The sequence below is a fragment of the Bacillus methanolicus PB1 genome, from assembly GCF_000262755.1.
GTDB classification, from domain to species: Bacteria; Bacillota; Bacilli; order Bacillales; family Cytobacillaceae; genus Bacillus_Z; species Bacillus_Z methanolicus.
In genome coordinates, this window is record NZ_AFEU01000001.1 from 529,015 (window position 1) to 544,428 (window position 15,414).

Below are 15,414 nucleotides of genomic sequence, written 5' to 3' on the forward strand. Positions count from 1 at the left end.
TTTTATTATATGGGGCTTTTCTTCTGCCAAATTATACTATAAAGGTAAAACAAATAATATGATTGTTTTATGACTCACCTATAAAGGGAATTATAATGCTGGATATGAATTTATAAAGGAGAAAAATTCATGACAGATAACCTTACATCGTCACAAAGAAGAAAAAACATGCAGGCTATTAAGTCCAAATCAAAATTGGAGGAACTCGTTGCTAAGGAACTTTGGAAAAGGGGAATTAGGTATAGACGCAATGTCAAGACTTTATTCGGGAAACCAGACATAGCGATTAAAAAATATAAAATAGCAATTTTTATTGACTCATGTTTTTGGCACTGCTGCCCCCTTCATGGAAACATGCCTAAAAGTAACATTGAGTATTGGGAGAAAAAACTAAATAGAAATAAAAAAAGAGACAATGAAGTCAATTCTTTTTATAAGGAGAATGGATGGAATATACTTAGAATATGGGAACATGAAGTTAAACAAGACCTTGAATTAACTGTAAAAAAAATTATTGATGCAATAAATAATGCAAAAAAGTAGCATCTAGAAAAGATTGTTTCTACTCCTAAAGTTACAATAATAAAACTACTTACCTCAAAATGAGGTAAGTAATAAAAATAATTATGTCCGATGCCAATTAAATAAGCACCGGACAATCAATATTAAATAATTTAACCAATATTAAAAAAACCTATTTCCGGATCAATCAGCAAAGTTCTATCTAGAAAGAGATTTCCTAACTCACATGAAGTTTCAGGAAGATAGGAACAACTATGGCAGGCTGCACCATTCAAGTTATTTACACCTTGGCCAGAAGATTTACCAATTTCCGAACAAACCGGATCAGAACTGCACCATCTTGCTTTATCTATGGCCTTATTGACTACTGGGAAGAAATTTTCTTGTTTTCCCATTCTAACAAGCCCTCCAAAAGTACCATCAATATCACCTGATGATGTGTAAATCAATATTCCGCATTGGTTATCATTTAAATATAGACGTTCACGGAGTGAAGCAGAATTGTAACCACATGTTAAAGCAAGTTCGTCAATTATTATATGAGATAAGGAATGAAGCAGAACATTACTAGGTTTTATTATGGAATTATTTACATTTGATCCTCTTTTCTCAACTCGTGAAAGCAATTTATTAAAGTATTTTGAAACATCTGGTCTTTGTTCCCATAACATTAATTTCTCTAAATTTAAGGTAAAAAATATTCCCTCACCATAAACTTTATAAGCAGGCAGCCAATTATTATTTGGCAAATCATGTTCTTTAAATAACAATTTTTTCCCTTTTAATATTTGATTCTGACTCATTTCATCTTCATTTGTAATAAGTCTATTAAATCCTGTTAAAACAATAGTTTCTTTTAATTTTGTGACCCTATTAATAAGACTGAAATAAGTTGATATGTCATCCTCAATTATCTGTTCACAATTCCATTCTTTTTTCACTTTTAAGTTTTTGGTGTCTATTTCTTGTAAAAGCGTTTCAAACTCTTTTTTTCTTAACTCAGTTTCTGCATTTCTAGTATTTATTTGTTCAGAGATTTGATCATCGTTTAATGCACCTTCGATATATAGAATTGCAAGTTCAATGTCTGATTGATTATATTCTTGTATTTCAGGCGGACATAGTTTTTTTACTATCTTAATCTTATCTTCAAGTTTATCAGTAACATTAAGCCATGACGAGGTAATGCCATTTCTTTCGAACATATCTATAAGTTTTTCTACTTCCGGATTTTCTCCTGGCAAATGGATTGCGCTTATCGTATTTGGATAATATACATTTATAGAGTTCTTTAGTACCGCTATAGGGTAAGCAGAACAATCTTCTCTCTCTTTTTCAGATCCATACCAAGGTTTATGACCGGGACATTTATATAAGGTATCTGCATTTTCATTCAACATCTTACTTAATTCACTTACCCCATCCTCATCATTATCAGAATTTGTTTTACGTGACATAATTCCTCTCAACGATCTTTCTTTATTACAACTGCACTTGACCTTAAGTGAATCTAGTGTTGCTCCCCCTGTGGAAACCAGTTTCATTAGACCATCACATTTCGTATGCTCATTCCTGTGAACCCACTCCCTCCAAGGGAAATCTGAAATGTGTCCATGTTTACACACTATTACAAAAGGGACTTGTATCATTTTCGTTTGTTTCTTACATTCTTTGCAATCTAACCAACTAGTTCGAGAAGACAAAGATGTTTGATGCAAAGTTTTACATGAAGGACAATAGTGCCATGTTGGGAAACGCAACAAAGGTATATATAAATCAGTGTTTGTTTGAGTTAATGCATTTCCTGTCCCTTTATATTGATGACTTGATCTAAAATCAGGAGGCATTAGTAGTTTATTTACCTTTAATAAAGATCTTAATCTAGGTTCCTGAATTTCATATTCATCTAGTGTTTCTATACGATGTTCATTTTTGTCGTAAAACCATTTATCAAGAGCGCCAATCATTGCTGATTCCCCTTCAGGACTAATCACAAGAGCACCGGGTCCGAAAGTTGTAACAAGTTGTCCTCTCCTTAAAGGTAAATCTTTCATGAAAACAATGCCTCCCAACTATTTTCTTCCTCATCATTATTTATGTTTGAATTATATACCGAAACAATTAGCCCCCTACATTCTGAATCTACGTTTCTCATTGAGTTGATCATTGACTCAGCCTTATTTTTTAATGCTTGTGGAACTATTGTGCCTGCTGAATACATATATCCATTTACCTTAGGATCTACCCTCCATGCAGTATAGTTACCATTTTCAAGCCTTTTTAAAATATCAAGAAACCTGCTTTTAAGTTCGCCGACTTGTTCTGGGTCAACAAGTTTTGCTCTTTCTATTAAACGGTTATAAAAAGGTACAATTCGGTTATTCAAATTCTTTTTTATTTCTTTCCAATCAGGAGTCCTAGCAATATCTTCATTTAATGCTTGACGTAAAAATCCAATAACAACTGCATTTAACCCTCTATCCAAACATGAATCTGAAAAAGGTGTAACACTTGTTGGCTCAACTTGAGCATATAACTTTTGATGATACTCTCTAAAGTGCTCAAAATGGGATTTATCTCTTGATTTCGTATTAGAGTATAGAGTAAAAATCAGTCCGGGTCTTTCCCACCAGTTACGTCCTACTCGGCCGCTTACTTGAATATATTGAGCAGTCATTTTAGGTTGTCCTACTATGGCCATTACTGATAATCGATCAATATCTACACCAACCTCAATAATGTTTGATGCTAAGCATAAATCTATTGCATCCCTGTCTTTTTCTTTATTCGGATTATAATTTACTTTTAAATCATCTAATGTTTTAGAAATTTCATGGCTTTGTTTTCTAGATGTTAATTCAAGAACATTATTTATAAATCTAATATCCTTTAGGGTCCCTTTTCTCATAGACATAGATCTAGAATATTGCGGTATATCTGTCTGTGTTAATGTTAGGCCACCACCTAATTCACGAAGTGTATTATAAAATGTGAGCAACGTCCAATATGGGTCTCTTTCTTGTTCATCCATCTCAACAGCAGACTGAAGTATAGATGAAAAGGTCATAACTTGAGACATCATTATACGTACAGTTTGCGTATAAACTCCAACATATTTTCGACCGGGCATCGGTTTTCCTGTTACTTTATCTAATGCAGGTGTTGCAAAGAAAGAATCTTCATTTTCTAATCCGGGACTTGGAAATAATCGAGCATTTTGTCTACCGAAGAGAGCAAGTGCTTGTTCCTCAAATTGTTTAATTGTTGCAGTGGCTGCAATAATTTTTGGTTTTATCACTTTACCATCTACATTTTTCAAACACAATTCTTCTATTAACACTTCAAATAAACCTGTTAAAGTACCTAAAGGTCCAGAAATTAAATGTAACTCATCTTGCACTATAAGGGACGGAGGACTAACCATTCTATTTCCATCCCAATCAATTCCAAATAACGACCTTGCTTTAGGTTGCCAAACTAATTGCACAAATTTATCTACAGTCCCAATTAAAAAAGTCGGTCGTTTCTCATATATTGTTTCGTCAACTATATAAATTGGTAATTCTTCATGGAAGTGACAATTTTTATCAGGACAATGGACTACTAACCTATCGTTTTCAATTTTATAACCAAAGTAGTGTTTCTTTTTGCTTCCTCTTTGTTCGTAATAACCTAAATTTGCTCCACACCACGGACAGTTATTAACTATAAATTGCTGAGCACCTTTTACATTTTTTTGTAATTTATTAAGATACATTTTGGCTGATTTATTATTATTTGGAGTTGTATTTGATCCTACCCATATTCCAATTGAAAATGGTACCTCTCCTAATTTCGCTTGATTTTTTCTTCTTAAATATTCTAATGCACATATTAGCCTCGATGACCTTTGGAACTGGTCAGCAGTTAAAAGTCGCAATGTATATCTCATTATCACATCGACCCCTGCATCCAAAGGATTTCTAAGACGTCTTAGAATCATTTGAAAAGCAGTAACACCTAAGTAAGCCTCTGTTTTTCCACCACCGGTTGGGAACCAGATTAGATCAACTATTTCCCTCGAATCACATTTTTCATCAACCAATGATTCAATTGACATTAATATAAATGCAATCTGGAATGCCCTCCAAGTATTACTTGCATCTCTAAGTTTCGTTTCATCTGTAACACTTTCTTTAATAGATTTATTAAACATGATTTGGTTGTCTTCCACTCGTCCAAAACGTTTATCTTTTCCATTTACTTGTTGTAATAGAATAGCAAGATTTGCTAAACGAAAAGCCTCAAGTATTTGATCATCTTCAAGTAACTCGAGGCCTTTTTTCATTCTTTCTAAACTTTCTTTACATAGATTTATATGTTTTCTTGCTGCTGGTTTTAGTAATTCTGGTACTTTCTCAATTTCTCTTTGTTTAGTATTTATCCATTCCTCATAACCTTCTATTAATGGTCTTAAAATTCTCTCTGGATGTTCATTAGAAGAAAGACCTGCTAAATCACTCATTTTAATTTTAAGTTCGATTTCTTCATTCCCTTGTTTCAAAATAACATTGGGGGTCATACTAAGCGTTTCATACTCTGGCATAAAAGTAGTTGAGATTTCCCGAACCTTTGAACTGTTTTGTTCCCAATGTGCTGCACATCCATGTCCAAAAGCATAGACGCCTTCATTTCGATAAAGGAGTTCAGTTGACGCCTCTTCTTCACTTAAAATCTTTTTCATTTGATATTGTTTTGGATAAACAGAAAACGAGTAATTATCCGGAGTACTAATACTCATAACGGCTTGAAATAATATCAATTGTATTCTATTAAATTTTGGAACTGCTGAGCGGTTAGTGACACTTATTGTGATTATATATTTCTCCTTAATCTCACGAAGTCGCGCTTGAAATTTAAATTGGTAATGACTAATCTTTTCGCCTTTTTTATTATACATATCAACCATTTTTTCTATCTGTCTCTGGCTCACAAGGTCATATAAAGGTAAATCCCAAATTCCCTCTACGGTCTCCCTTAACCACCATTGAACATTATTACTCTCACCTTTTACCCGCACATTATGCGGAGTATAACTTCCACCCTCTAACCTAATTTTTAAGTTTGGAATATCTTTACCTATACAAAAAGTTAATCCCATAGTTGATGGCATAAAATCATTTCTTTGAGGAAATAACTCTACTTCACCATCATCTTCTGTAGTTTCTATACCTTCCTTATGTTCAAAAAGATCATCAATTTTATCATTAACTGATTCTTCATCGCAATCTTTATCAATTGGCGTTTCAAGAAATACTTCATCATTTTCGTTTGTGCCTAAGGGAAACAAAAGTCCACTAACATATCGTTGAGTTGGCGATTCTCTTTGAAGAATCTCTTCCTTTATTCCTCCAACTTCCCAATAGTACGGTTTATATAGTTCTTCTTTAGATTCAAATACAGTAGAACCAATAGGATTAAACTTTGTATAATGATCTCTAATTTGTCCAGGACCAATTATTTCTTCTCTTACACTATCTAATACTTTTTGGCGGTTTTTTAGTGATTTATCTAAAGAGATTGCCATAATAATTATTTCCTCTCCTATTCAATCTATGTTCATTGGTTTCATTAAATTATACGGTGCAATTAGATGTTTAGAGTGATCGATTGAAATTATTCGTTCAATATTAAATGAAGCACCATTAAATTCTTTTGACTCAAAAGTGTAAAAGCCTTTTTCTTGCAATTCTTTCAAAATATCAATTGATAATTCATTCATTAGTTTTTCAGAAATAATTCTTCCTGCTTTTCGGTGTGCAATTTGGATTTCCTTCATGATACTATAAGTTTCTTTTATTTTATTTTCATCGTATTTTAATGCCCTTAGAAGTTTAGGAAGTTCAGTCGGGCAAATAGAGTCTTCATTACACCATGATCTCACCGATGCCATAGAGGCAGTCTTTATTTGATACTTATTCATCAATATATCGCTCACACGTTTTAAACCCTTTTTTTGCACAGCAAAGCGTAGTTTTTCCTTCCATTCATTTTGTAAAGTTCTATAATTTTTAGCGTTTGATTTTAAGACATCATGGTCGGCTACTTCAGCAATCAATTTAGTATCTCTTTCATTTCTAATTACAATATAGTCGTCTTCTTCTACGTCTTTAAAATTAATTTGTTTAATAAAATTACTTTTTTCATGGGGTGTAAAGATACGAATCTTTGAATCTCTTGGTGCAAATAAAAAACGATCATTCTCCAAATATACAATGCACGCTTCTACTGCATCTTGAGAGTTTTCATCGGTAATTTTTTGATCTTCCAGGAATCTATTTACTGCTATATAAAGTGATTCTCCTTGTTCAATATTAATATTACTTTTCTTTTCAATTGGGTCTCCAAAAGAGATTTTTTCAAATATTGTGCTATAAACTCCATCTGGATCTATATCCTCAAATACCTTTTTAGGGGTCATAGAATTTGTAAAAATATCATAGCAGATAAAGGTTATAGTTTTACCTTTAAATGTATTTTTTACATATTCACCAAAATATTGCGGATTACCTACGTAAATAACCTCATCAAAAGTTTCTATATCTTTCCTAAAACTATTTTCCGTATAATAATTTATTTTCAAAAAGGATTTCAATTCATTAATTATCTCTAGTCTTTCCTCAATTGAAATGGCTCTTTTTGTAACAATTGCTATTTTAAGCCCGATTTCTGCAATACTGTTAAGATACTCACATAAGTATTCACTTAAATTATTATTAGTACTTTCTATTATTTGTTTAAATGTTTTCGCAATTTTAATTACGACATTTGAAAATAGTTCAGGGTAACTGCTCTTAATTTGAAGAAATTTAGAAAGAATTTGTTGTTCAATATCTTTGCTGATCGCCTTATTATAGGGCAATAAACTGCTTGCTAACTTGAAGAATACTTTTCTTAATAAATTTAGAACCTCAAGTAAATGTTCATCATTATCATATCTGTTTTGAATTTCCAATCTATATTCTTCTATGTACTTAGCAAGAGGTTTTAATTCTTTGCTTTCAACATGTTTGAATAAAACAGTACTGCTGTCTAAATTATATAATTCTAACAAATTATTAAACCTCATTAATTGCTACCTCCAAGCAAGGAACTCAACTCCATTTGGTATTTGAGTATCAGTAGAATTTAGATAATCAACAATTTCCTTGGTAACTATTCTATATTCGTTTTGTAAAAATTTTCTTTTTAGTTCTTCTTTTACTTCATGGATTCGGTTTTCATTGTCAGTTCTACTTGATACAATAATTTTCGGGTTTTTAGGAAAATTCTTTGCCTGCTTAAGATAACTATTTAGATCTGAGAAAATTACTGGAACTCCTTCTCTAATTTCACCTTCATTTTTTTTCATTTGTGATGAAAATAATTTTCCATTTGTATAACTATTACTATTATCCATATAAAGAAAATCTGCAATAGAACCTCGAACACCGTTATAAATAAATATTTCTTCTCTCATTGATTCATTAACTTGTGTAATATTTCCAACTATATAAAAATAATCCCCGGGGTAAAATTCTACTTTATTTAATTGACTAGATGAATACAATACTCTTAATAAAGGACTGCTATCCAATCCCACCTTCTGTTTGTTACTCACTTTTCTAGTCCTTTTTATTTCATTAAATTCTTCATCTAAAAGAATTACTCTATCAATCCACTGTCTTTCAGGAATACCTCTTTCGATTTTCCCATCTTTAATTTTTAGAATCATTTCATTTTCAAATACAGGGCTTGGTTCTACTGAAATAACAGAGGCTTTCCTCGAAGATTGTTCATCTTTATAAATGATGCGGCTTCCTTTTGTTAAACTTAAAACTGTTTTTCTAATAGACCGCATTTGTTTATTAATAGAAAAAGTCTTATCTGCTATTCCCATCGCAATTAACAAAGAAAAAAAATGTTCACTTGGGAGAGATAGAATAATACCTATTGCTTTTTTATACCTAATACCGTTGTCATTTATATATGCGCCTAATTCAAATGCAAAATTTATCCAGTCAGGTATATCAATAGAACCTTTATTATTAAGAATTTTCAAATTCTTAATAGACATTTTATTCACTTCTTTCAAATTTTTTCTGTTATAGAAATTTTATCATATCCATCGACAAATATATTCACGTTTTCCCATATTTCTTCCTTTTTTTTAAGAAAAAAGAAGGAGCGGGACTACTGCTCCTTCTTCAAAACCTTCGAAGGAAGGTTCGGAAATATCGTTGCTACATAAAAACTAATTATCCATAAAAATCCTCCTGCAATTGAATAATAAAAAAAATCTGTAGTATTAATAAAATCCATTATCTTTAATAAATACGTAAACAACCATACTAAGCAAATATTTATTGTGAATGTTGGAAGTATAAATAGGTATTTAAAGAGAATAGCAATAACCCCTTTTTCCTTAATTGTTTCATGGATGGAGATAAAGATCTCACTCATACAAGAGGAACCAATGAAACAGAAAATCAGCCCAAACATAAAGGCATACTGATAAATCACAAATGTTACAGGGATTTGTAATATAAAGAATAAATACACTAAGAAAAATAAGAAGCATATAAGGAAATCTTCTATGGATATCGTGTTTATACATTAGTCTTTCCAAAAAAGCAAAGGAGAATAACCATACGGATATTCTCTTAAAATTAATTAAAATAAAGAAGAAGACTTTTGATTCCTACTGCTTGATAAACAAACGAAAACTCTTTCTCATTAAACTTATTTCAATTGAAAACGTGAGTAAAATATCATCTTCGTCATAAGGCTCATAAATTTCTTCATCTAAAATTATATCCGTCCACGGAAATAACTTTTTAAATGCATCCTCATACGATATAATTCCGAGAAACATCGGGTAATCTAGAACTATTGTTTCTTCACATGTATACGTGTCTATTACCTTAAGTGTTATTGAACCTCTTCCTGATGTTTTATTTATCCATTCTTCAGATTCAAGGATTACCTTCTCATTTATTCTTAATAATAAAGTTAAAAATCTTCTCTAGGTTTACCCAAGATGAAATATATACTTCATTCTCATTTAAGGTATCTAGGTCTTTAATATTAGACCAGCCTACAAGTACTCCATACAAATTAACATTAGTATTTTGAACATTCTCGAAGTCTTTTAAATAGCCAAATAATTTATATGCACCGTCAACTAAATATGTTCTCTTATCAGATCGTTTCACTTCAATAATATAATAATTCTTCTTGTTTCCCTTTTTCACTTCTAAAACAATATCTGGTCTTCTAAGTTTATCACTTAGTCCATAGGTGTTCATTAACGGTCCGTATTTGCTATTTAACGCAAACTCTTTTGGGATGCCTTGATAATATATCTTTATTTCTTTTTTTTCTAAAGTAAATCTGCTTATAACTGAGGAACTCCCGCCAATAAGACCTATTCGTTTTTCAATCCATCCATTTTTTCTTATAACCTCCATTAATTTAAATAGAACAGCAATTTCATACAAGGTATCCCTGTTTAAAGGCTCTAAGGTTTTCCCTTGTAGTACAGAGTTTAGATAAACAACAGGGCTATTCATCATTAGGTAATATGTTCTTGCAACCTTCGCTAATTGTGTATACACTTGCCCACGGGTCTTCTCTGCTGCAACAATTGTTTTCTGAGTTAAATCATGCATATCCCCAATTTTTCTAATATAAGGGTTTTTTAGTAATTTATTCGCTTTAAAACCTAATTGCTTTACAATATCAACCCATTTCGTTTTTTGTCCAAGTTCAGTAAGACTAATTGTTTCCCTATCAAAGTCAATATTTGACAAATAGTTGCTTATATACAATATTCTGCGCAATAAATAAAGCAAAAGCCTATTTTCTGGAAGATCAAAGACAGAAGACCTTTGACTGCAAACAAATATTGATTGATCTCCTCCAGAAGCATATCGCTCAGTTAATGTTTTATTCCAATTTATTTTCCCTTTAACATTTCCTCTTAGAACCTTATGTTCCTTTAAGGATGTCTTAGATAAACGTTGTAAAATTGAAGGAGCAGTTACTTCAATAAATTCTTTTACATCTTCTGAGAGCATAAAATAAACAAAACCTAACATTTGTAAATTGCTTTTAGAAACATTTGTCAAATTAATAAATATGTCTTCTGCTGTTGCAACGGAAGAATTTTTTTGTATAAATCTCCATAAATGTTTATTTGTTTCCTTTAGTATTTGTTTATGTTTTTGTGACGACCAGCAATCTCCTTTATTAGCAAGCATATCTATTACCTACTTTTATTTTTTTATAATTCAGTAGTTGTATCATCAGTATCACTTTCTTCAGATTCTTCGTCATCTAGTTCAGAATCTAGTTCTGAGTCATCCTCTTCAACGGATTCGTCAGGATCATTTAGCATTAGTCTTCTGTCAGCATTTCTAAAGAAATTGCTAGGCAAGTCAAAGAAATCGTAAATAAACCTTTTGAGCATTTCTCTTTCTTGCATAGAAAGGAATAAGCCAATTTGTTGATAAAAATCATGGATTTCTTTATGATCTAATCCTTCGTATTGAGGAATTACAGTTCCACAAATTGCCTCAATCCTGCCTGAGTTATTTGTAATTTTTAAATATTCCATAAGTTCAATAATAATTGCCGGACCCAAAGGTTTTGGTGTTACTTCAACCAATTTATATACAAAATCTTTATTGCCTTGTGACAAGTCAGCATTTGAGTTAATGAGTCTTGAATAATATGATAAATTAGGAATCGGAATCTCAATAAATGCAAACCTGCGCATAAATGCATAAGACAAAGCAAAAAGACTATTCTTATCGAATGTATTCATTGTGCCTATAACTCTCCAATTTTGCCCAATATAGTAAGTGCTAGTAGAAGAGTCATAATACGAATTCTCTTTATTATGATGTTTAATCTTAATAGTCTGGTTATTAGATTTGAATGGCAGTTCAACATCTTTGCCAGACAATACAGTAAATAATTGTCCAAAAGCCTTATCAATATCCGCTCTGTTCAATTCATCGATTATGAGCCACTTATTTTGCTCAATACTTTTCAACACAAGACCCTCATGAAACTTAAGTTTCCCAGAATCATTTGGATCTGGCATATATCCTCCGATTGTATCAAAAGTGCTCCAATCATCTGTCGCAGTACTCAGAATATACCCATCTATATAATTAGTTCTAACTCCTTCTTCTGCTGCTCTCTCTGCTATCGTAGTTTTTCCAGTTCCCGGAGGACCCGTAAGAATAATATTTTTCCCGATATTTATAAAGTTCCTAAAATGCTCAATAGGGCTTATTTCCATTTCTAATGACCCTTTTATTCGATCAACATCAGGATCATAAATACTGCTATATATTGTTGGAGTTAAGATTTGTTCTTCCTCTTCTTCCTCTTGGCGTTGCCTGTCTTCGAATGACAGCCTTTGCTCAATCAAGTAAGGTATTTCTCCTTTAACATTTGCCATAAATCTTTCTCCAAATATGGCGGTAAGTTCTTCTTCCAAATCAGGATATGTATCCAATATTGCCCTTACAAGTCCTACTGCTTGTTGTCCATATATAGCACTTAGCGCCTGATTAGGCTCTCCTTTGGTCATTGGAGATATGCCCGGCAGGTTGTATGTAGTTATGTAAGGGACCAAATCTTCTTTCTTAATATTATTCTCAAGCAATATATCAACATTAATCTGAAGTTTGAAATTTCTACCTTCATATCCAATATCATATGGACCCCTAGCCACATGGCCTATACCAATTAGACCCGTTTCCCATGTAACCTCTGGTCTTCCTTTATCTCCTCCAAAAACAATGAAAATAATTTGGCCGTCTTCCAATTCATCTCTAAATCTATTTAACTGAAGTATTTCTATAGGATTGTCTATATTAGAAATTGACTCTACAGTTGCTGGGTTACCAGTTTTAATACTGTAAAAAACAAGTTCGTCTAGTTCTTCTTCTGACATAGGCACAATTTCACCAAATTCTTCTTCCTCTAACTCAACTAATCCACCTTGATCCAATTGCTCTTCTTCTATACCAATTGAAGTATCAGAAGGATTTCGCTGTTTTCGAAGATCGATATTTTCAACCTCTTCAAAAAGTTCTTCCAAAGTTGGTTGAACTGCTTTATGTGTATCCCTGTTGTCTGGCATCTTTAAAGCCTCCTCCTTTAGTTTTATTCGTTAATAAGGATTAGAAAATATTCATTTTGAAAATTATATTTAAATTTTATCAAATGACTCTCATGAAACATAGGGCCTAGTTCAAATAGAAGCACTCTTTCTAGTAAGAAAGAACCACTTAAATTATTTTAATTCCCATCATCAGAAATATTTTGGTTACCACTAAGAAATGTTTTAAGTGCAGTCGTACTGGAAATGTCTCAGAATATCGTCTTTTGTTAATAATTTACCAGATTACTATTAACAACATCTGCCAATATAGTATAATATTTTTAACAAAATTATGGTGCATATAGAATGAAAAGAGGGTTCAAAATGAATGAAAATATTCTTTTATACATGGGGATAATATTAATATTGGCCATTATCTCCTTTTCAATCTATATCTTCAGGAGAAAAAAACACTTTAGAGGAAAAAGGGAAAGTAAATGTTAATGAAGATCTCAAAAACGTTATTTTCGAAGATAAAAGCCCTCCTTTTACAGTTCACTTACTAAAACAAAATCAATTTTTTATTAACAAATAAAATTATCTAACTTCACCATATCTCCATTTTATTTACTAACTTAAACGGATAATATGCCCCTCTTTTTTTGTTCCCAGATAAATACACTAGGACTTTATTATCTCTGATTTAAACCATAAAAGAAGGTCAATTTTTAGGCTATTTAAAAGAAAAAAGACCCTATTGGGTCTCAAACTGCAATTTCCTTTTTTTCTTTTATATTATTTTTGTTGTAAACAGAATTTAATGCTGCAATCATATTTGTTGCAATCCGTTTAATAACAGGAACACTTACAGCATTTCCTGCTTGCTTATATATATGACTGTTAGCCATTCCTTCAGGAATTTTATAATCATCTGGGAAACCTTGAAAACGAAGAGCCTCACGCGGAGTTAGTTTTCTGAAACCCCAATCATCTATTATTAATGGTACATTGTGGCCTCCCGTTCCCATGTTGGCAGTTAAGGTTGGACATACATTACTCTGATTTTCTCGAACATAAACTCGTCTAATTTGATAAACCGTATCTCTTCTTTTCATAGTTTCCTTAAGCATCTTGTAATACTGGCTATCATCAGTATAGTAATATATACTATCTTGTTTTTCGTTTCTATCTAGAATATCATCTATTGTCTTAGTTAAAGGAATTTCATCAGGGAAACGGAATTGTTCTAATGCTTCTTCGTCCTTAAATCCAACAATAAAAATACGTTCCCGATTTTGTGGAATATTCCCGTATTCCATTGTATTTAGTACTTTACTTTTAAAGTGATATCCACTTTCTTCGAGCATTTCTTCGATTACTTTAAATGTATTTCCTTTATCGTGTCCTTTTAAATTCTTAACATTCTCAAGAAGGAATGCTTTTGGTTGTTTAGCACGAATGAAGCGAATTACATCATAGAATAAAGTTCCTCTTGGATCTTTTGCCTCCGTATGACCTCCACATTGAGGACAAACAGCCCCGTTAATGTATTCGTCATAACTTACGGTATGTTCGTGCTGGCAATCTAGACATTGATATTTCATGCCGTGCTGCCGTCCAGCAATTGAGAAAGCGACACATGGCCAGCCTGCAGTTAAAATGTCAACATCGGGCATTTCATACTCATGCACTTTACGAATATCTTCTTCTATTAATGTATGGTTAAAGTTCTCACGGTATGTAGTACAGGCGTTTTTATCGAACTCATTCGCCCAAACTATTTCTGCACCTGCTTGTTCAAAACCTAAATCAATTCCACCTATTCCTGCAAAGAGACTTGCTACTGTATATTTATTACTTGTCATAAAGTACACCTCCAAGAAAAGAACATATGTTCCTTCTGATTAAGCATACCTTATTTTATCATGTTTTGTCGAATTTGGCTGCCCCCCTGCTCTAAAATTATTTGGCAGAAAGCAAATGCTTCATTAAAGAATTAATATGATACATATCTCCAGCCTGTATGTAATAATTTTCTGCATCCATTTTAGTGGATTCAGACTGTAAATAATCATCCTGTTTAATAATAAATTTATTAGTTATGGCATTTATTAGCATATTTTTGTCTACATAACCTGCAATATCAAAATTATATGATGATTTTTTTACGATCTCTGCTAATTTCTTTTTTCCAATATTATCTTTATAATAAAGTTTTTGTTTTTTTAAATCTTCAATAATATTAGAATCTATCCTTACTAAAATAATATAGTCATAATCTCCATGACCTTTTTTTAAATTTGGTATGTATTGTCCTTTATTATTCCAATCCTTTGTTTCAAGCAACAACAGTTGTCCTTTTTGTTTAGTAGTTTTTACACCTATTTTAATTCCGTTGATATTAAAATCATAACTGTCCCACTCTCCTTCCCCCATAATATTTACATCAGGATAATTGAGTTGAATTCCTTTTGATAAGAAATATTGATATACTGCGAATTCTCCTAATTTCCCATTAAAAGCATCACAAAAAATTTGAACCTGCTTCCTCTTTTCATTTCCACCAGAACGATTTCTTCTATGATGTCCCTCTTCAGTAAAACTCATTCTATACGCAAATTTATAACTGGCATTGAGATACTGTTTTTCTATTTTTCCTAAACTATCGAATTTTCTTTTACTGGTAAATCGATGTAAATTGAAAATATTCATCCTATTTAATGATGACATAATACACCTCCAATGGGTTAAGG

At 31.9% G+C, this 15,414-nt stretch carries 9 protein-coding genes; 1 reads left to right on the top strand and 8 read right to left on the bottom strand.

From position 1 onward, the window contains the following. The first annotated feature begins 129 nt into the window (after positions 1–129). Positions 130–543 (top strand): very short patch repair endonuclease, encoded by a 414-nt coding sequence (locus PB1_RS02440; RefSeq protein WP_003350547.1) that lies wholly within the window; start codon positions 130–132, stop codon positions 541–543. A 131-nt stretch (positions 544–674) separates the two neighbouring features. On the opposite strand, the gene drmB is transcribed toward PB1_RS02440, so the two are convergent. The 8 genes from drmB to PB1_RS02490 all read right to left on the bottom strand — a co-directional run bounded on the left by drmB (position 675) and on the right by PB1_RS02490 (position 15,391). Continuing rightward, on the bottom strand, positions 675–2,576 hold the full coding sequence (gene drmB / locus PB1_RS02445) for a DUF1998 domain-containing protein (protein WP_003350548.1): 1,902 nt from the start codon (positions 2,574–2,576) through the stop codon (positions 675–677). Next, positions 2,573–6,088 carry a helicase-related protein gene (locus tag PB1_RS02450; RefSeq protein WP_003350549.1) on the bottom strand — a complete coding sequence of 1,172 codons (3,516 nt, stop codon included), beginning with the start codon at positions 6,086–6,088 and terminating at the stop codon, positions 2,573–2,575. Before PB1_RS02450 ends, drmB begins: the two co-directional genes overlap by 4 nt. Positions 6,089–6,109: 21 nt before the next feature. Further along, positions 6,110–7,630 carry a hypothetical protein gene (locus PB1_RS02455; RefSeq protein ID WP_003350550.1) on the bottom strand — a complete coding sequence of 507 codons (1,521 nt, stop codon included), beginning with the start codon at positions 7,628–7,630 and terminating at the stop codon, positions 6,110–6,112. Between the two features lie 6 nt (positions 7,631–7,636). Further along, positions 7,637–8,617, bottom strand: coding sequence for a hypothetical protein (locus tag PB1_RS02460; RefSeq protein WP_003350551.1), 981 nt, complete (start codon positions 8,615–8,617; stop codon positions 7,637–7,639). Positions 8,618–9,530: 913 nt separating this feature from the next. Then, complete coding sequence (locus PB1_RS02475) at positions 9,531–10,802, bottom strand: hypothetical protein (protein ID WP_003350554.1); 1,272 nt, start codon at positions 10,800–10,802, stop codon at positions 9,531–9,533. A 23-nt stretch (positions 10,803–10,825) separates the two neighbouring features. Beyond that, on the bottom strand, positions 10,826–12,700 hold the full coding sequence (locus PB1_RS16520; RefSeq protein ID WP_003350555.1) for an AAA family ATPase: 1,875 nt from the start codon (positions 12,698–12,700) through the stop codon (positions 10,826–10,828). 725 nt (positions 12,701–13,425) lie between these two features. Next, positions 13,426–14,526: a DNA cytosine methyltransferase gene (locus tag PB1_RS02485; protein WP_003350557.1), complete on the bottom strand. Its 1,101-nt coding sequence runs from the start codon at positions 14,524–14,526 to the stop codon at positions 13,426–13,428. Between the two features lie 97 nt (positions 14,527–14,623). Continuing rightward, positions 14,624–15,391, bottom strand: coding sequence for a hypothetical protein (locus PB1_RS02490; protein WP_003350558.1), 768 nt, complete (start codon positions 15,389–15,391; stop codon positions 14,624–14,626). Positions 15,392–15,414: the final 23 nt, after the last annotated feature.